The 17,391-nt window shown below is 66.0% G+C and carries 16 protein-coding genes; 3 read left to right on the top strand and 13 right to left on the bottom strand.

Going from position 1 to position 17,391, the window contains the following annotated elements; all coding sequences use genetic code 11:
• Positions 1 to 98 precede the first annotated feature (98 nt).
• Positions 99 to 314 (bottom strand): 30S ribosomal protein S21, encoded by a 216-nt coding sequence (gene rpsU, locus N5D30_RS16410; protein ID WP_021702507.1) that lies wholly within the window; start codon positions 312 to 314, stop codon positions 99 to 101.
• A 204-nt stretch (positions 315 to 518) separates the two neighbouring features.
• Here rpsU and tsaD point away from each other — a divergent pair, with 204 nt between their 5' ends.
• Positions 519 to 1,544: a tRNA (adenosine(37)-N6)-threonylcarbamoyltransferase complex transferase subunit TsaD gene (gene tsaD, locus N5D30_RS16405; RefSeq protein WP_279909794.1), complete on the top strand. Its 1,026-nt coding sequence runs from the start codon at positions 519 to 521 to the stop codon at positions 1,542 to 1,544.
• Positions 1,545 to 1,563: 19 nt separating this feature from the next.
• Here tsaD and plsY read toward each other — a convergent pair whose 3' ends face one another.
• On the bottom strand, positions 1,564 to 2,133 hold the full coding sequence (gene plsY, locus N5D30_RS16400) for a glycerol-3-phosphate 1-O-acyltransferase PlsY (protein ID WP_279909793.1): 570 nt from the start codon (positions 2,131 to 2,133) through the stop codon (positions 1,564 to 1,566).
• A gap of 75 nt (positions 2,134 to 2,208) precedes the next feature.
• On the opposite strand from plsY, the gene folB reads away from it, so the two are divergent.
• Positions 2,209 to 2,562: a dihydroneopterin aldolase gene (folB, locus tag N5D30_RS16395; RefSeq protein WP_279909792.1), complete on the top strand. Its 354-nt coding sequence runs from the start codon at positions 2,209 to 2,211 to the stop codon at positions 2,560 to 2,562.
• Entirely contained in the window at positions 2,559 to 3,089 is a 531-nt protein-coding gene (gene folK, locus N5D30_RS16390) for a 2-amino-4-hydroxy-6-hydroxymethyldihydropteridine diphosphokinase (protein ID WP_279909791.1), read from the top strand. The genes folB and folK overlap by 4 nt, the downstream gene beginning before the upstream one ends.
• A 74-nt stretch (positions 3,090 to 3,163) precedes the next feature.
• On the opposite strand, the gene N5D30_RS16385 is transcribed toward folK, so the two are convergent.
• The 11 genes from N5D30_RS16385 to N5D30_RS16335 all read right to left on the bottom strand — a co-directional run bounded on the left by N5D30_RS16385 (position 3,164) and on the right by N5D30_RS16335 (position 17,270).
• Positions 3,164 to 4,402: a multifunctional CCA addition/repair protein gene (locus tag N5D30_RS16385; protein ID WP_279909790.1), complete on the bottom strand. Its 1,239-nt coding sequence runs from the start codon at positions 4,400 to 4,402 to the stop codon at positions 3,164 to 3,166.
• 80 nt (positions 4,403 to 4,482) lie between these two features.
• Complete coding sequence (locus N5D30_RS16380) at positions 4,483 to 6,048, bottom strand: SpoVR family protein (RefSeq protein ID WP_279909789.1); 1,566 nt, start codon at positions 6,046 to 6,048, stop codon at positions 4,483 to 4,485.
• Between the two features lie 10 nt (positions 6,049 to 6,058).
• Positions 6,059 to 7,330, bottom strand: coding sequence for a YeaH/YhbH family protein (locus tag N5D30_RS16375; RefSeq protein WP_220813802.1), 1,272 nt, complete (start codon positions 7,328 to 7,330; stop codon positions 6,059 to 6,061).
• A gap of 114 nt (positions 7,331 to 7,444) precedes the next feature.
• Positions 7,445 to 9,367, bottom strand: a complete 1,923-nt coding sequence (locus N5D30_RS16370; RefSeq protein ID WP_220813803.1) for a PrkA family serine protein kinase — start codon at positions 9,365 to 9,367, stop codon at positions 7,445 to 7,447.
• Between the two features lie 275 nt (positions 9,368 to 9,642).
• Positions 9,643 to 9,972 carry a thiosulfate sulfurtransferase GlpE gene (gene glpE, locus N5D30_RS16365; RefSeq protein ID WP_279904564.1) on the bottom strand — a complete coding sequence of 110 codons (330 nt, stop codon included), beginning with the start codon at positions 9,970 to 9,972 and terminating at the stop codon, positions 9,643 to 9,645.
• Positions 9,969 to 10,790, bottom strand: a complete 822-nt coding sequence (locus N5D30_RS16360) for a symmetrical bis(5'-nucleosyl)-tetraphosphatase (RefSeq protein ID WP_279909788.1) — start codon at positions 10,788 to 10,790, stop codon at positions 9,969 to 9,971. The genes glpE and N5D30_RS16360 overlap by 4 nt, the downstream gene beginning before the upstream one ends.
• On the bottom strand, positions 10,790 to 11,170 hold the full coding sequence (gene apaG, locus N5D30_RS16355; RefSeq protein ID WP_220813806.1) for a Co2+/Mg2+ efflux protein ApaG: 381 nt from the start codon (positions 11,168 to 11,170) through the stop codon (positions 10,790 to 10,792). Before apaG ends, N5D30_RS16360 begins: the two co-directional genes overlap by 1 nt.
• 31 nt (positions 11,171 to 11,201) lie before the next feature.
• Entirely contained in the window at positions 11,202 to 12,014 is an 813-nt protein-coding gene (gene rsmA / locus N5D30_RS16350; RefSeq protein ID WP_279909787.1) for a 16S rRNA (adenine(1518)-N(6)/adenine(1519)-N(6))-dimethyltransferase RsmA, read from the bottom strand.
• Positions 12,015 to 12,135: 121 nt separating this feature from the next.
• Complete coding sequence (pdxA, locus tag N5D30_RS16345) at positions 12,136 to 13,134, bottom strand: 4-hydroxythreonine-4-phosphate dehydrogenase PdxA (protein ID WP_279909786.1); 999 nt, start codon at positions 13,132 to 13,134, stop codon at positions 12,136 to 12,138.
• 94 nt (positions 13,135 to 13,228) lie between these two features.
• Entirely contained in the window at positions 13,229 to 14,521 is a 1,293-nt protein-coding gene (locus N5D30_RS16340; RefSeq protein ID WP_279909785.1) for a peptidylprolyl isomerase, read from the bottom strand.
• Positions 14,502 to 17,270 carry an LPS-assembly protein LptD gene (locus tag N5D30_RS16335; protein WP_279909784.1) on the bottom strand — a complete coding sequence of 923 codons (2,769 nt, stop codon included), beginning with the start codon at positions 17,268 to 17,270 and terminating at the stop codon, positions 14,502 to 14,504. Before N5D30_RS16335 ends, N5D30_RS16340 begins: the two co-directional genes overlap by 20 nt.
• Between the last annotated feature and the right edge of the window lie 121 nt (positions 17,271 to 17,391).

The following is a 17,391-nucleotide window of genomic DNA, read 5'->3' as shown; positions in this document are numbered from 1 at the left end:
TCATTCGCCGGTCGGCGAAGCGGAGTCGGGTGGAGCCTGAAAATGCAAAGCCCGGCCGGAGCCGGGCATCGCGGAAGCCTAGCGGCGCGACTGATAACTCAGTACAGGCGCTCGCGGCGGCGCTGTTCGCGCTGCACTTTCTTGGCGTGGCGCTTGACGGCGGCTGCGGCCTTGCGCTTGCGCTCGGTGGTGGGCTTCTCGTAGAACTCGCGGCTGCGAACTTCGGCCAGTACACCGGCTTTTTCGCAGGAGCGCTTGAAACGACGCAGAGCTACGTCGAAGGGTTCGTTCTCTTTAACTTTGACGGCTGGCATCCAGGTCGTACCTTCACTGTTTTACCGAATGGACGACGCGATCCGGCAAGGGCACGGGAGTACGTCGGTTTTCAAGGGCTGCGGATAGTAACGCCTCGCGCAGCGGAATGCAAAGCCTCTGATCGAAAAGCGCTGGCCCGGTCAGGGGGCGGCGATTATCATGCGCGCCTTCTTTTTTAGCCAGTGTTGAAGGTTTTAATCCCCATGCTAGTGCTGGGCCTGGAAACCTCCTGCGACGAGACCGGTGTCGCCCTCTACGACAGTGAGCGCGGCCTGCTGGCCGATGCCCTGTTCAGCCAGATCGACCTGCACCGCGTCTACGGCGGCGTGGTGCCGGAGCTGGCCTCGCGCGACCACGTCAAGCGCATGCTGCCGCTGATCCGCCAGGTGCTGGGCGAGGCGGGCGTCGAGGCTGCGCAGATCGAGGCCATCGCCTACACCTCCGGCCCCGGCCTGGTCGGCGCCCTGCTGGTGGGCGCTTCCTGCGCCCAGGCCCTGGCCTTCGCCTGGGGCATCCCGGCGATCGGCGTGCACCACATGGAGGGCCACTTGCTGGCGCCCATGCTGGAAGAACAGCCGCCGGCCTTCCCCTTCGTCGCCCTGTTGGTCTCCGGCGGCCACACCCAGCTGGTGCGGGTCGACGGCATCGGCCGCTACCAGTTGCTCGGCGAGTCGCTGGACGATGCCGCCGGCGAGGCGTTCGACAAGACGGCCAAGCTGATGGGGCTGAATTATCCCGGCGGGCCGGAAATCGCCCGCCTGGCCGAATCAGGCACGGCGGGGCGCTTCACCTTCCCGCGGCCGATGACCGATCGTCCCGGCCTGGACTTCAGCTTCAGCGGCCTGAAGACCTTCACCCTGAATACCTGGCAGCAGTGCCGTGAGGCGGGTGACGCCGGTGAGCAGACCCGCGCGGACATCGCCCTGGCCTTCCAGGATGCGGTGGTCGACACATTGACCATCAAGTGCAAGCGCGCGCTCAAGCAGACCGGCCTGAACAGCCTGGTGATCGCCGGCGGGGTGAGTGCCAACCAGGCTCTGCGCCGCTCGCTGGAAGGCATGCTGGCCGGGCTCAAGGGCCGGGTGTTCTATGCCCGCCCGCGCTTCTGCACCGACAACGGCGCGATGATCGCCTACGCCGGCTGCCAGCGACTGCTGGCCGGTCAGCACGATGGACCGGCCATCCAGGTGCAGGCGCGCTGGCCGATGGAGCAGCTGCCGGCCATATGAGTCCGGCTCAGGCCGACTATTAGAAATGCCGTTCGCGTCCGGCCATCAGGTCGCGTAGATTGCTGCGGTGGCGCCACACGATCAGCCCGGTCAGCACGCACATCGGCAGCAGTGCCTCGGGGCGTTGCCAGGCCAGCAGCGGCAGGGTCAGCGGCGTGGCGATCAGCGAGGCCAGCGAGCTGGTGCGGGTGAGGAAGAAGGTCAGCGCCCAGGCGGCGAGGGCCAGCAGGGCGGACGGCGGGTAGAGGCCGAGCAGCATTCCGGCGGCGGTCGCCACGCCTTTCCCGCCACGGAAGCGGAAGTACAGCGGATAGAGATGGCCCGCCACGGCGGCCAGGCCGATCCAGGCCTGTTGCTGGATGTCGAGGCCGGCGAGGTAGGCGACCAGCACCGGCAGCAGGCCCTTGAGCAGGTCGCCGAGCAGGGTCAGCACGGCCAGTTTCCTGCCGGCCACCCGCAGCATGTTGGTGGCGCCGGGGTTGCCCGAACCGCTGGCGCGCGGGTCCGGCCCGCCGCTCAGGCGACTGAGCAGAATGGCGAAGGACAGCGAGCCGAGCAGGTAGGCGAGCAGTGCCAGCAGCCAGAACATGGTATCCATTCCGGGGCGAGGGAGCCCCGATTCTAGCGGCGGGACAAGGGTCTTGTCGTCCAGCGGAGACGAGGTTTGGACAAGGTTTTCATCGAGGGGCTGGAAGTCGACACCCTGATCGGCGCTTACGACTGGGAGCGTGGCATTCGCCAGTGCCTGCTGCTGGACCTGACCTTCGCCTGGGACATTCGTCCGGCGGCGGCCGGGGACGACCTGGGCAAGGCGCTGGACTACGCCGCGGTGAACCAGCAGGTGCAGGCGTTCGCCGCCGCCGCGTGCTTCGAACTGGTGGAAACCTTCGCCGAGCGCCTGGCCGAGTTGTTGCTGGAGCGCTTCGGCCTGTCCTGGCTGCGCCTGCGGGTGACCAAGCCCGGCGTCAACGCCGCGGCCCGCGCGGTGGGTGTGGAAATCGAGCGCAGCCGGCCATGACTCCCATCTTCCTCGGGCTGGGCAGCAATACCGACCGTGAGCTGCGCCTGGCCGCCGGCCTGGATGCACTGACCGGCTTTCTCCACGACCTGCGCTGTTCGCCAGTGTTCGAGAGCTGGCCGGTGGGCATCAAGAGCGGCAACTTCTACAACCTGGTGGTCAGCGCCCGCACCGACCTGCCGCTGCACGAACTGGATCGTCGCCTCAAGTTCATCGAGGCCGACAACGGTCGCTATGCCCCGGAGCGCAAGGGCCTGCCCCTGGATATCGACGTGCTGCTGTACGACGACCTGACCGGCAGCTTCGATGGCCTGGTGCTGCCCCGGGCGGAAATCCTGAAGAACGCCTTCGTGCTCTGGCCGCTGGCCCTGCTGGCGCCCGAAGCCGTTCACCCCGAGGCGAAGCGGACGTTCGCCGAGCTGTGGGGCGAGGCGCGGATCGACCAGCTGTTGTGGCCGGCGCCGTTCCAGTGGCGTGGCGCCGAGCTGACGCCGGCCGAGTTGATCGGGGCCTATCCCGCGCCGTAATCGCTTCGTGAGGGCCCTGTCGTAGGGGGCGCGGGGCCGGGCACCTTGCGGGGCTTCGGTGCGCATGGCGCACCCTACGTTGGCGTGTCTTGCCGGTCTTTCTTGTAGGTCTTGAGCGCTTTCAGGCGTTCGTGCTTGAGCGCTTCGCCCAGTTCGGCACCCTTGAATCCCCGCTCAACCAATGGCTGCACTGCCACCGCGCGTGCGGCCTGCATGGCGCCGCGCAGGTAGTCGGCCTGGGGATAGTCGCGCTGTTCCAGCCCCTGACGGCCGCGGGCATCCATTTCGCAAGCGGCGAGGAATTCCTCGAAGCGCTGGGGGCGGCGGTACACGTCGAAGCGCTGCAGCAGCTCCAGCAGGGTGGTCGGGCGCAGCTCCAGGGCCCGATGGCCGTGGGTATGGTATTCGCCGACCAGCAGGGCCAGCTCGGCGCAGTCGCGGGGCGCCTTGCAGCGTTGGTTCACCGCGTCGATCAGTTTGAGCCCGCGCGCTTCGTGGGCGATGTGGCGCGGCCACTCGCTTTCTGGGGTGCGCCCCTTGCCCAGATCGTGCAGCAGACAGGCCCAGCGCACGGTCAGCGGTTGCCCATGCTCGGCGCACTGGCGTAGCACCATCAGGCAATGCACACCGGTATCCACTTCCGGATGGTGCGCCTCGGGCTGAGGTACGCCGAACAGCGCGTCCACCTCCGGCAGCAGTTCGGCCAAGGCGCCGCAGTCGCGCAGTACCTGGACGAACACGTCCGGCCTCGGTTCCATTAGGGCGCGGGAAATCTCCTTCCAACTGCGTTCGGGCGTCAGCGCCTGCAGCTCGCCGGATTCCGCCAGTTGGCGCATAAGCGCCAGGGTCTCGTCGGCCACTTCGAAGCCCAGTGGCGCGTAGCGGGCGGCGAAGCGGGCCACGCGCAGCACGCGCAGCGGGTCTTCGGCGAAGGCGGGGGAGACGTGGCGCAGCAGCCGCGCCTGCAGGTCCCGCAGGCCGCCGTAGGGGTCGATGACCTGCCCGTGTTCGTCCTCGGCCATGGCGTTGATGGTCAGGTCGCGGCGGATCAGGTCTTCTTCGAGGGTGACGTCCGGGTTGGCGTGGAAGGTGAAGCCGCCGTAGCCCTTGCCGGATTTGCGCTCGGTGCGGGCGAGGGCGTATTCCTCGCCGCTCTCGGGGTGGAGAAAAACAGGGAAGTCGCTGCCCACCGGGCGATAGCCTTCGGCCTGCATAGCTTCGGCCGTGGCGCCCACCACCACCCAGTCGATGTCGCTGACCTCGCGCCCGAGCAGGCGGTCGCGCACGGCGCCGCCAACCTTGTAGATCTGCATGTCGATTCCTCCGTTGCGGCGGAGGATAAGCGAAAACGCCACGTCAGCGGGCCTGCTCGCGCGGGCAGGGCCCGCCATTGCTAGATCGGCGGTATCGCCAGGTCCAGGCGCGGGTATTCGTTGTCGCTGTCCTGCTCGGTGCGGGATGGCACGTGCTGCACGCCGATGATCTGCTCGCCGCGCATGCTTTCCAGATGGATGTCGAAGCCCCACAGGCGGTGCAGGTGCTTGAGCACCTCCTGGGTGGAGTCGCCCAGAGGTTTGCGGTCGTGCTGCTGGTGGCGAAGGGTCAGTGACCTATCGCCGCGGCGGTCGACGCTCCAGATCTGCACGTTGGGCTCGCGGTTGCCCAGGTTGTACTGGGCGGCCAGGGTCTCGCGGATCTGTCGGTAGCCCGGCTCGTCGTGGATGGCGGGGATCAGCAGTTCGTCCTGCTGGTCGTCGTCGAGCACGCTGAACAGCTTGAGGTCGCGGATCACCTTGGGCGAGAGGAACTGCAGGATGAAGCTCTCGTCCTTGAAGTTCTGCATGGCGAACTTGAGGGTGGAGAGCCAGTCGCTGCCGGCGATGTCCGGGAACCAGCGCTTGTCCTCCTCGGTGGGGTGCTCGCAGATGCGGCGGATGTCGCTGTAGATGGCGAAGCCCAGGGTGTAGGGGTTGATGCCGCTGTAGTAGGGGCTGTCGAAGCCGGGCTGGTAGATCACCCCGGTGTGCGACTGTAGGAACTCCATCATGAAGCCCTCGGTGACCAGGCCCTCGTCGTACAGGTCGTTCATCAGGGTGTAGTGCCAGAAGGTGGCCCAGCCCTCGTTCATCACCTGGGTCTGGCGCTGCGGGTAGAAGTACTGGGCGATCTTGCGCACGATGCGCACCACCTCGCGCTGCCAGGGTTCCAGCAGCGGCGCGTGCTTCTCCAGGAAGTAGAGGATGTTCTCCTGCGGCTCGGCGGGCCAGCGCTTGTTGTCCTGCTCATGGCCCTTGCTGGCGCTCTTCGGGATGGTCCGCCAGAGGTCGTTGATCTGCTTCTGCAGGTGCTCCTCGCGGTCCTTCTGCCGGCGCCGCTCCTCCTCGGCGGAGATGGGGTAGGGGCGCTTGTAGCGGTCCACCCCGTAGTTCATCAGGGCGTGGCAGGAGTCCAGCAGTTCCTCCACCGCGTCGATGCCGTGGCGCTCCTCGCACTGCATGATGTACTGCTTGGCGAACACCAGGTAGTCGATGATCGAGCTGGCGTCGGTCCAGGTGCGGAACAGGTAGTTGCCCTTGAAGAAGCTGTTGTGGCCGTAGCTGGCGTGGGCGATCACCAGCGCCTGCATGCACATGGTGTTCTCTTCCATCAGGTAGGCGATGCAGGGATCGGAGTTGATCACGATCTCGTAGGCCAGGCCCATCTGTCCGCGCGAGTAGCCCTTCTCGGTGGCCAGGAAGTGCTTGCCGTAAGACCAGTGGTGATAGCCCAGCGGCATGCCCACCGAGGCGTAGGCGTCCATCATCTGCTCGGCGGTGATCACTTCGATCTGGTTGGGGTAGGTGTCCAGCGCGTAGCGCTCGGCGATGCGGGCGATCTCGCGGTCGTAGGTGCGGATCAGGTCGAAGGTCCATTCCGAACCGGTGGAGATCGGCTGGCGTCTTTTCTCGGCTGCGCTCATGGTGCTGCCCTCAGGTGACCAGGCGGCGCTGGAACAGCTCGCGGAACACCGGGTAGATGTCCGCGGCGGAGACCAGCTGCTGCTGGGCGAAGGATTTGGCGAAGGATTCGCCGACCTGCTCGTACTCGTACCACAGCGCCTGGTGTTCGCGCGGGGTGATCTCGACGTAGGTGAAGTACTGCATGAACGGCATGATCTGGTTGATCAGGATGTCCCGGCACACCGGCGAGTCGTCGTTCCAGTTGTCGCCGTCCGAGGCCTGGGCGCCGTAGATGTTCCACTCGTTGACCGGGTAGCGCTCGGCCATGATCTCCTGCATCAGCTTGAGCGCGCTGGAGACGATGGTGCCGCCGGTCTCGCGGGAGTAGAAGAACTCCTCCTCGTCCACTTCCTTGGCGCTGGTGTGGTGGCGGATGAACACCACCTCGATGCGCTCGTAGTTCCGCTTGAGGAACAGGTACAGGAGGATGAAGAAGCGCTTGGCGATGTCCTTGGTGGCCTGAGTCATGGAGCCGGAGACGTCCATCAGGCAGAACATCACCGCCTTGGAGCTGGGGTTCGGCTGCTTGACCAGCAGGTTGTACTTGAGGTCGAAGGTGTCGAGGAACGGGACGCGGTGGATGCGCGCGCTGAGGCGCTCGATTTCCGCCTCGATTTCCTGGATATCGCCGAAGTTGTCCGGTTCCTCGCGCTTGAGGCGCTCCAGTTCGGCCTTGGCCTCGCGCAGCTTGCCGCGGCTGGAGCCGGACAGGGCGATGCGCCGGGCATGGGCCGATCTCAGGGTGCGGACGATGTTGATGCGCGAAGGATTGCCCTCGCTGCTGATGCCGGCGCGCACCGTCTTGAAGGTGTCGGCGCCGGTCAGGTGGCGCTTGATCAGGTTGGGCAGCTCCAGGTCCTCGAACATGAAGTCGAGGAACTCTTCCTGGGTGATCTGGAAGACGAACTCGTCCATCCCCTCACCGGAGTTGCTCGCCCGCCCGGAGCCGCGCCCGCCGCCACCGCCCTGGGGGCGCTGCACGCGGTCGCCGGCGTTGAATTCCTTGTTGCCCGGATGAACGATGGTCTGCCGTCCGCCGCGGCCGTGATGCAGCACCGGCTCGTCGATGTCGCGGCCGGGGATGCTGATCTGTTCGCCGTGCTCCATGTCGGTGATGGAGCGCCGGCTGACCGCCTCCTCGACGGCCTTCTTGATGTGTTCGCGGTAACGCCGCAGGAAGCGCTGGCGGTTCACCGTGCTCTTGTTCTTGCCGTTCAGACGCCGGTCGATGACGTAGCTCATAGGAGTCCCCTTCGGGGCAGCTTCAAGCGACAAGCTTCAAGCTACAAGTTAGGGCGGAGCGGCGTGTACCGTTGCTCTTTCTTGCCGCTTGAGGCTTGCAGCTTGCGGCTGCTCTTACTGCGACTTGCGAACCCGCAGATACCATTCGGACAGCAGGCGTACCTGCTTCTCGGTGTAGCCGCGCTCGACCATGCGTTTGACGAAGTCGTTGTGCTTCTGCTGATCCTCCTTGCTGGCCTTGGCGTTGAAGCTGATGACCGGCAGCAGGTCCTCGGTGTTGGAGAACATCTTCTTCTCGATCACCACGCGCAGCTTCTCGTAGCTGAGCCAGGTGGGGTTCTTGCCGTTGTTGTTGGCCCGGGCGCGCAGCACGAAGTTGACGATCTCGTTGCGGAAATCCTTCGGGTTGCTGATGCCGGCCGGTTTCTCGATCTTCTCCAGTTCCTCGTTGAGGGCCACGCGGTTGAGGATCTCGCCGGTCTCCGGATCGCGGTATTCCTGGTCCTGGATCCAGAAGTCGGCGTACAGCACGTAACGGTCGAAGATGTTCTGGCCGTACTCGCTGTAGGACTCCAGGTAGGCAGTCTGGATTTCCTTGCCGATGAACTCGATGTAGCGCGGCGCCAGGTATTCCTTGATGTAGCGCAGGTAGCGCTCGCGCACCTCGGCGGGGAACTGCTCCTGCTCGATCTGCTGTTCCAGCACGTAGAGCAGGTGCACCGGGTTGGCGGCGATCTCGTGCGGGTCGAAGTTGAACACCTTGGACAGGATCTTGAAGGCGAAGCGGGTCGACAGGCCGTTCATGCCCTCGTCGACGCCGGCGCTGTCGCGGTATTCCTGGATCGACTTGGCCTTGGGATCGGTGTCCTTGAGGTTCTCGCCGTCGTAGACGCGCATCTTCGAGTAGATGTTGGAGTTCTCCGGCTCTTTCAGGCGCGACAGGGTGGAGAACTGGGCGAGCATCTTCAGGGTGTCCGGCGCGCAGTGGGCGTTGGCCAGCGAGCTGTGGGTGAGCAGCTTGTCGTAGATCTTGATCTCGTCGGTGACGCGCAGGCAGTAGGGCACCTTGACGATGTAGATGCGGTCGATGAACGCCTCGTTGTTCTTGTTGTTGCGGAAGCTGTGCCACTCGGATTCGTTGGAGTGGGCCAGGATGATGCCGCTGTAGGGCAGGCCGCCGAGGCCCTCGGTGCTGTTGTAGTTGCCTTCCTGGGTGGCGGTCAGCAGCGGGTGCAGCACCTTGATCGGCGCCTTGAACATCTCGACGAACTCCATCAGGCCTTGGTTGGCCCGGCACAGCGCGCCCGAGTAGCTGTAGGCGTCGGCGTCGTTCTGCGGGAATTCCTCCAGCTTGCGGATATCGACCTTGCCGACCAGGGCGGAGATGTCCTGGTTGTTCTCGTCGCCTGGTTCGGTCTTGGCGATGGCGATCTGGTTGAGGATCGAGGGGTGCAGCTTGACCACGCGGAACTTGCTGATGTCGCCGCCGAACTCGTTGAGGCGCTTGGTGGCCCAGGGCGACATGATCGAACTCAGGTAGCGCTGCGGGATGCCGTATTCCTCTTCGAGGATCCGGCCATCCTCGTCGGCGTTGAACAGGCCGAGGGGCGACTCGAACACCGGCGAGCCCTTGATGGCATAGAAGGGAATATGCTCCATCAGCTGCTTGAGCTTCTCGGCCAGGGAGGACTTGCCGCCGCCCACCGGGCCCAGCAGGTAGAGGATCTGCTTCTTCTCTTCCAGGCCCTGGGCGGCATGGCGGAAGTAGGACACGATCTGGTCGATGCACTCTTCCATGCCGTGGAAGTCGGCGAAGGCCGGATAGCGGCGGATCACCTTGTTGGAGAAGATCCGTGACAACCTCGGATCGGCCGAGGTGTCCAGCAGCTCGGGCGAGCCGATGGCCATCAGCATGCGTTCGGCCGCCGTGGCATAGGCGCTACGATCCGCTTTGCACAACTCAAGGTATTCCTGCAGGGAATATTCTTCCTGCCGAGTCGCCTCGAATCGTTGCTGGAAGTGGCTGAATATACTCATGACTGCACCTCGCTCGCTTGCAATGAGCCGGCGCGGGGCATTCGGGCGGGTGCGCGCAAGGGGGCCGTACAGCCTTTGGAAATCCCCCAGACACCGCAAAGACGCTACCGATGGCCCGGAACCGGTGTGCCGGCTCTCCCTTCTGGATGGCCTTGGCTTAAGAGTAGTTCGGTTTCGGTGGGGTCAAGCGTGGCGAAAGGGTGACAAAGGGTTGCCATTCGTCGACAGGCACCCTGCAGGCCGGGTGTGGCGCGGCTTGCGCCACGCGAATTTTTTTACTCGGCCTCGCCTCGGGATACCTGATCGGGGTACTGGCCGTGCCACAGCTCGAAACCACCGTCGAGGCTGTAGACCTCGGAAAAGCCCTGATGTGCCAAATAGGCGGCGGCGCTCTGGCTGGAATTGCCGTGGTAGCAGGTGACGATCAGCGGCTGGTCGAAGTCGGCGGCGGCGATGAAGGCCGCCAGGCTGTGGTTGTCCAGGTGCCGGGAACCGCTGATGTGGCCGTTGGCGAAGCTCTGCGGGTCGCGGATGTCCACGACCACGGCACCCTGTTCGCGCAAGGCCTGGGCCTGTTCCGGGGGAATGCGTTTGAATTCGCTCATTTCTGCTCCTCGCAGCTGCACAGGTGGCGCTCGCCGCTGTCGACGTTCATCAGGGTCATGCTGCCGCCCCACACGCAGCCGCTGTCCAGGGCGGACAGGCCGGGCTCGTCGCACTTGCCCTCCAGCGCCGCCCAGTGGCCGAAGATGATCTTCTGGCCGCGGGTCTTGCGCTGGGGCCAGCTGAACCAGGGCGCGTAGCCGGGCGGGGCGCTGTCCAGGCCTTCCTTGCTCTTCAGGTCGAGGGCGCCGTCTTCCGTGCAGAAGCGCATGCGGGTGAAGTAGTTGGTGATCACCCGCAGGCGGGCCGCGCCTTGCAGGTCGCTGTCCCAGCGGGTGGGCTCGTTGCCGTACATGCCGTCGAGGAACAGCGGCAGGCGGGCGTCGTCACGCAGCGCTTCCTCGACCTCGGCGGCGCGCTTGAGCGCCTTCTTCAGCGTCCACTGCGGCGGGATGCCGGCATGCACCAAGGCGATGTCGCGCTGCTCGTCGTGGTGCAGCAGCTTCTGCAGGCGCAGCCACTCGATCAGGTCGCCGCGGTCCGGCGCTTCGAGGATTTCCCGCAGGGTATCGCTCTTCTTCAGCCGCTCGATGTTGTGGGCGGCGGCCAGCAGGTGCAGGTCGTGGTTGCCCAGCACGCAGACCAGCGAGTCGCGCATGGCGTAGAGGAAGCGCAGGGTCTCCAGCGACTGCGGGCCGCGGTTGACCAGGTCGCCGACCAGCCACAGCCGATCCCTGGCCGGGTCGAAGGCGACCCGTTCCAGCAGGCACTTCAGGGGCTGCAGGCAGCCCTGCAGGTCACCCACCGCATAGGTCGCCATCAGTGCAGCGCCCCCGGCACGGCCAGGCGGAACGGCGCGATCGGCGCATCGAAGCGTTTGCCGTCGTCGGCCAGCATCTGATAGCTGCCGTGCATGTTGCCGACCTTGGTCGCCATCACCGTGCCGCTGCTGTAGGTATGGCTCTGCCCCGGCTCCAGGTGCGGCTGCTGGCCGATCACGCCGGCGCCGCGCACTTCCTGCACGCGGCCGTCGCCGTCGGTGATGATCCAGTGGCGGCTGAGCAGCTTGGCCGCCTGGCTGCCGCTGTTGAGGAGGGTGACCTTGTAGGAGAAGGCGTAGCGGTTCTGCTCCGGCGTCGACTGCTCCGGCAGGTAGCGGGTTTCGACGCTGACGTCGATCTGGTAACGCGAATCGGCCATCGGGATGAACTCGGCGGGCTGGAAAGGCAGTTTAGTCCGTTTGGCCAGAGGCCTGTCGTTCGGCCAACTGGTCGGCCAGGCGGACGAACGCCGCCAGGTCCAGCTGCTCGGGGCGCAACCCGCCATCCACGCCGGCGGCTTCGATGGCCTCGTTCGGCAGCAGCTGCTTGAGGGTGTTGCGCAGGGTCTTGCGGCGCATGTTGAAGGCCTCGCGCACGACTCGTTCCAGCAGACGATGGTCCCTCGTCGGGTGCGGTAGGGTCTCGTGCGGGACCAAGCGGACGATGGCCGAGTCGACCTTGGGCGGCGGGTTGAAGGCGCCGGGGCCGACGTTGAACAGATGCTCCACCCGGCAATGGTACTGGACCATGATCGACAGCCGGCCCCAGTCGCCGCCGCCCGGCTCTGCGGCCAGGCGCTCGACCACTTCCTTCTGCAGCATGAAGTGCATGTCGCGGATCAGCGGCGCGTTGTCCAGCAGGTGGAAGATCAGCGGGGTGGAGATGTTGTAGGGCAGGTTGCCGACCACCCGCAGGCTGTGGGGCGCGGCGTCCAGGCGGGCGAAGTCGAACTTCAGCGCGTCGCCCTGGTTGAGGCGGAAGTTGGGGTTGCTACCGAACCTGGCCTGCAGGATGGGGATCAGGTCGAGGTCCAGTTCGATCACGTCGAGCTGCGCGCCGCTGCTCAGCAGCCCCTCGGTCAGCGCGCCCTGGCCCGGGCCGATCTCCAGCAGGCGCTCACCTTCCTTCGCGTGGATGGCGCGCAGGATGCGGTGGATCACCCCGGCATCGTGCAGGAAGTTCTGGCCGAAGCGCTTGCGCGCGCGGTGTTGGTATTCGGACATCGGTACGGCTCCAGGCCTTGGGCTGGCGCCCACGGCGGACAAGGCGAAAGGGGCGCAGTTTAACAGGGAAAGCGCGGGCAAGCCCTGGCCGGTAGCCGGGCCGTGCATCCAGGCTATGTTTCTATGCCTGGCGCCGGCTGGCGGCCATCTGGTAGGCGGTTTCCAGGGCCACCCGCAGGCTGCCGGTATCGACCTTGCCGCTGCCGGCCAGGTCCAGGGCGGTGCCGTGATCGACCGAGGTGCGGATGATCGGCAAGCCCAAAGTGACGTTGACCGCCGCGCCGAAGCCCTTGTACTTGAGCACCGGCAAGCCCTGGTCGTGGTACATGGCCAGCACCGCGTCGCAGTGTTCGAGGTGCTTGGGCGTGAACAGGGTGTCGGCCGGCAGCGGGCCGATCAGGTCGAGGCCCTCGCCGCGCAGGCGCTCCAGGGTCGGCTCGATCACCTCGATCTCCTCGCGCCCCAGGTGGCCGCCTTCGCCCGCATGGGGGTTGAGACCGCAGACCAGGATGCGCGGGCGGGTGATACCGAACTTCTCCACCAGATCGGTGTGAAGGATGCGTGCGACCCGCGCCAGGCGCTCGGCGGTGATGGCGGCTGCCACGTCCTTGAGCGGCAGGTGGGTGGTCACCAGGGCCACGCGCAGGCCACGGGTGGCCAGCATCATCACCACCTGCTCGGTGTGGGTCAGCTCGGCGAGGAATTCGGTGTGGCCGGAGAAGGGGATGCCGGCCTCGTTGATCACACCCTTGTGCACCGGGGCGGTGATCATCCCGGCGAAGGTGCCGTCGATGCAGCCTTTGCCAGCACGGGTCAGGGTTTCCAGCACATAGGCGGCGTTGTTCTCGTCCAACTGGCCGGCGGTCACGGGGGCTGCCAGTGGCGTGTCCCAGACGTACAGGCTGCCGGCTGGTGCGGGGGCCTCCGGCCAGCTTCCGGGGCCGACCTCGAGCAGTTCGATGCTCAGGCCCAGCTGTTCCGCGCGCTCGGCCAGCAGGGCGCGGCTGGCGACGGCCACCAGTGCCTCGGGCTGGGTCTCGCGGGCCAGCAGCAGGCACAGGTCCGGGCCGATGCCGGCGGGCTCGCCGGGGGTGAGGGCAAACAGGCGGGGTGCGGTCATGGGCGGCCTCGTTGGGAGTGCTGGCGGTGGCTGGCGTATCTTACGCCCAAGAAAAAGCCCGGCGGTGCCGGGCTCCTTCGGATCGATCAGGCCGTCAGAGCTTGATCTCGACGTAGGCCTCGTCGCGGATCTGGCGCAGCCAGGCCTGGAGTTCCTCGTCGTACTTGCGGTTGCGCAGGACGTTCATCGCCTGCTGCTCGCGGTACTGCTCGCTGCTATCGGTGGCGCGGCGGCCGAGCACTTCCAGCACGTGCCAGCCATAGGGACTCTTGAACGGCTCGGACAGCTGGCCGCTCGGCGTCTTCGCCATCACTTCGCGGAATTCCGGCACCAGGCTGTTGGGGTCGATCCAGTTGAGATCGCCGCCGTTGAGCGCCGAGCCCGGGTCTTCGGAGAAGTTCTTGGCCAGGGTGGAGAAGTCCTCGCCGGCGACGATGCGCTGGTACAGGCGCTCCACCAGGCGGCGGGTCTCCGCCTCGCTGCGCACTTCGTTGGGCTTGATCAGGATGTGGCGCACATGCACTTCGTCGCGCACCAGAGTGTCGCCGCCGCGCTTCTCCAGCAGCTTGACGATCATGAAGCCACCGGGGGTGCGGACGGGCTCGGTGATGTCGCCGACCGACAGGCCGCGGATCATCTCCGCGAAGGCCGGCGGCAGCTGGGCGGACTTGCGCCAGCCGATCTCGCCGCCTTCCAGGGCGTTCTCGCTGGCGGAGCTGGACATGGCGGTCTGGGCGAAGTCGGCACCGCCACGCAGGCTGTCGTAGACCTGGGCGGTCTTCTGCGCCGCGGCACGGATCTCGTCCGGCGAGGCTGCTTCTGGTACCGGGATCAGGATGTTGGCCAGGCGGAATTCCTCGGACAGCTGGATCTGCCCCAGGTCGGAGGCGAGGAAGTTCTGCACTTCCTGGTTGGTGACCTGGATGCGCTCGGCCACCCGGCGCTGGCGCACCCGGCTGATGACCATCTCGCGGCGGATCTGCTCGCGGGCGTCCTCGAAGGACAGGCCGTCGCGGGCGAGGGCGGCGCGGAACTGGTCGAGGGTCAGGCTGTTGCGCTCGGCGATGCTGGCCATCGCCTGGTTCAGTTCCTCGTCCGTGATGCGGATGCCGGAACGGTCGCCGATCTGCAGTTGCAGGTTCTCGACGATCAGGCGTTCCAGCACCTGTTGTTGCAGCACGTCCTGCGGTGGCAGCTGGCCGCCGCGCTTGCCGATGGTCTGCTCGACCTCGCGCAGGCGCTGGTCCAACTGGCTGTACATGATCACGTCGTTGTCGACGATGGCGACCACGCGGTCGAGGGACTGGAATTGCGCCTGAGCGCCGGAAGCGAGGAGCACTGCGCCCAGCAGCAGCGGGCGCAGACAATCAGAAAGCTTGATCTTCACGTTCACGATAACCTTGAATGCCTTGCTCGAGGAAACTGTCGGTCTTGCCGCCCAGCACGTTGCCGAGGCCCTTGAGGACGATCTGCAGGAAGATGCCGCGGTCCGGCTCTTCGTTGGTGTCCGGGTTGAGACTGGTTTCGTCGTAGTCGATCCAGTAGCGGTTGATCAGGCGCAGCTTCCAGCAGCAGCTGTCGTACTCGAAGCCACCGAAGGCTTCCAGCGTGCGGCTGCGGGCGTAGTCGTGCTGCCAGCGGGCGATCACGCTCCACTGCGGCACCACCGGCCAGATGACCGAGAAGTCGTGCTGCTGGATCTTGTAGTAGTCCTTGATGTAGTTCGGACTGCCCGGTGTGCCGAAGTCGCTGCCGTAGGTCCAGGTACCACTGGCCTGGTCGTAGCGGATGGTGTCGTTGCGATAGCGGTAGCCGGCGTTGATCACCTTGTTCGGGTTGTCTTCCGGCTGGTAGTGGAACATCAGGCTGCCGGAGCGGGTGGTGTGGCTGTCGCCGTCCCAGTTGAAGTCTGAGGTCAGGTGCCAGTCGCGGTTGAAGCGGTACATGTACTCCAGCGCGTAGGGCGACAGGTCGGCCGTGGCATCGTCGCGGGTGCGGTAGTCGATGCCCGGCATCTGCACCTTGCGGTCATCGAAGTAGATGGCCTGGCCGATGCTGAAGCGCTGGCGCTCGAAGCCGTTGTTCTCGATCCAGCGGCTGGTCACGCCCAGCGACAGCTTGTTCTCGTCGCCGATGCGGTCCCGGCCCGAGAAGCGGTTGTCGCGGAACAGCGAGGCGTAGTTGAAGGTGTTCTCGCCGGTGTCGAACACGGGAATTTCTTCCTGGTCTTCCTTCGGCACGTACAGGTAGTAGGCGCGGGGCTCCAGGGTCTGACGGAAGGCGGTGCCGAACAGCTGGGTGTCGCGGTCGAAGTATAGGCCGCTGTCGATGCTGGCGATTGGCACGCTGCGGTCGGGCGAGTCTTCGTAGCTGCCGCCGACCTGGGCCTTGCCGGTGGAGTCCAGCTTCAGGTCGTACTGGGTGTAGGCGTACTTGAGCGTCGGCTTGACGAAGCCCCAGGTCCATTCCATGGGCAGGCTGATGGCCGGCTCCAGGTGCAGGCGGTCGCCGGTGGCGCGGGCCAGGCCGCGTACGTTGTTGTCGTACCAGGGCTCGACGTTGCCGTCCTTGTCGACGAAGTTGCCGCTGCGCAGGTCGCGGTCGAAGCGCACGTATTCGGTGCTGTAGGACAGGCGCAGTCCGGCCGGGTTGAACGGCAGCCGGCCGTCCAGGGTGAGCTGCGGCAGACGCTCGTACGGCGTGACGTCGATCACGCTGGTCGGTTCGTAGGCGTGGGCGTTGAGGCGGGCGGTGAAGCTGTCGCCGCGCCAGGTCAGCGTGCCGCGCTGGTTGAGGAAGTCGGGCGTGCTGAGGTTTTCCAGGTCGCTGCTGAGGTCCTGGAAATAGTAGGGGTCGCTGATGGCGGTGTAGTCCACCTCGGCCAGCAGGCGATCGTTCAGGCCGCCGCGGTGCTGCCAGTTGTACATCCAGCGCTGGTCTTCGTAGTCGGACTGCTGCTCGCGCTCGTCTTCCTTGTCGTCCAGCCATGCGCCGCCGACCTGGCCCTCGGTGTTGCGGGTCAGGTAGCGGAACTCGCCCTCCATCAGCAGGCCGCGTTTGGCCATGTAGGTCGGATAGAGGGTAGCGTCGTAGTTGGGCGCCAGGTTGAAGTAGTAGGGCGTGGACAGCGAGAAGCCGGTGTCGCTGGAGGTGCTGATGCCCGGTGCGAGGAAGCCGGACTGGCGGCGGTCGTCGATCGGGAAATAGATGTAGGGGGTGTAGAACACCGGAATGTCCTTCACCCGCAGCGTCACGTTGGTCGCGGTGCCGAAGCCGGTGGCCGGGTTCAGCTTGATGTTGTTGCCCTTCAGGTGCCAGGCGTTGCTGCCCGGTTCGCAGCGGGTGTAGGTGCCATCCTTGAGGCGGATGATGGCGCTTTCCTCGCGCTTGGCGTAGAGCGCGCTGCCGCGCACATGGGCCTTGTGGATCACGTACTCGGCGTTCTCGACCTTGGCTTCGCCGTTATCCAGCTGGATTTCGGCGCGGTCGCCGACCACCAGCATGCCGTTGTCGCGGATGCGCACGTCGCCCTTCAGCTCGCCGCGGTTCTCGGCCTGGTGCAGGCTGGCCTCGTTGGCCTCGATCTGCATGCTCGACTGGCGCAGGACCACGTCGCCGGCGAGGGTGGCGGTCTGCTTCTCCTGCTCGTAGCGCGAGGCCCTGGCGGAGACGAACATGGGCGACTCGTCCAGCGGCGTGCCGTCGCTCATGCCCGGGCGCAGCGGCTCGACGTAGGCGCCGGCGCAGTAGGGGCCGACTTCCGCCAGCTGGGCGCTGGTCAGCTTCTCGCGCGGCACCCAGTCCAGGTGGCTGTAGTCGGCGCTGCGGCTGGTCAGGGCGCGGCCACCGCTCTCGGTGACCAGCACGGTCTGTTCGCCCTGGGCCTGGCCCTTGGCCGGCTGGGTGGCGCTGCCGTCGGCCAGCGTGCTGACGGACGAGGCGCTGTGCTGCGGGCGCGGCAGCTGGGCGGTGGCGTTGCTCTTCGGCGAGCAGGCCCAGCCGCCGGTGGCGGAGGCGGAGCAGTCATACTGCTCGGCAGCGATGACGAGGGGCGCAGCCAGGGGTTGCAGGGCCAGCAGGCCACCGGTTACCAGCAACGGGAATTTTTTACGGAACAGGGGGAGGTTTACTGCCATCTTGTTAGTCCGGGCTTCCTGCGCGCCTTCGACCCGCGGGGGCCGCACGCCTCTCGATGGGCTGAAAAAGATGCTGGATAATAAAGCATGACCCGCGCAACGGCTAGCGCCGTCGGAGACC

The organism is Pseudomonas sp. GD03875, assembly GCF_029840585.1.
GTDB lineage: Bacteria > Pseudomonadota > Gammaproteobacteria > Pseudomonadales > Pseudomonadaceae > Aquipseudomonas > Aquipseudomonas paralcaligenes.
Note: the sequence above shows the minus strand (reverse complement) of the source record. Positions and strands in the feature narration are given on the sequence as shown.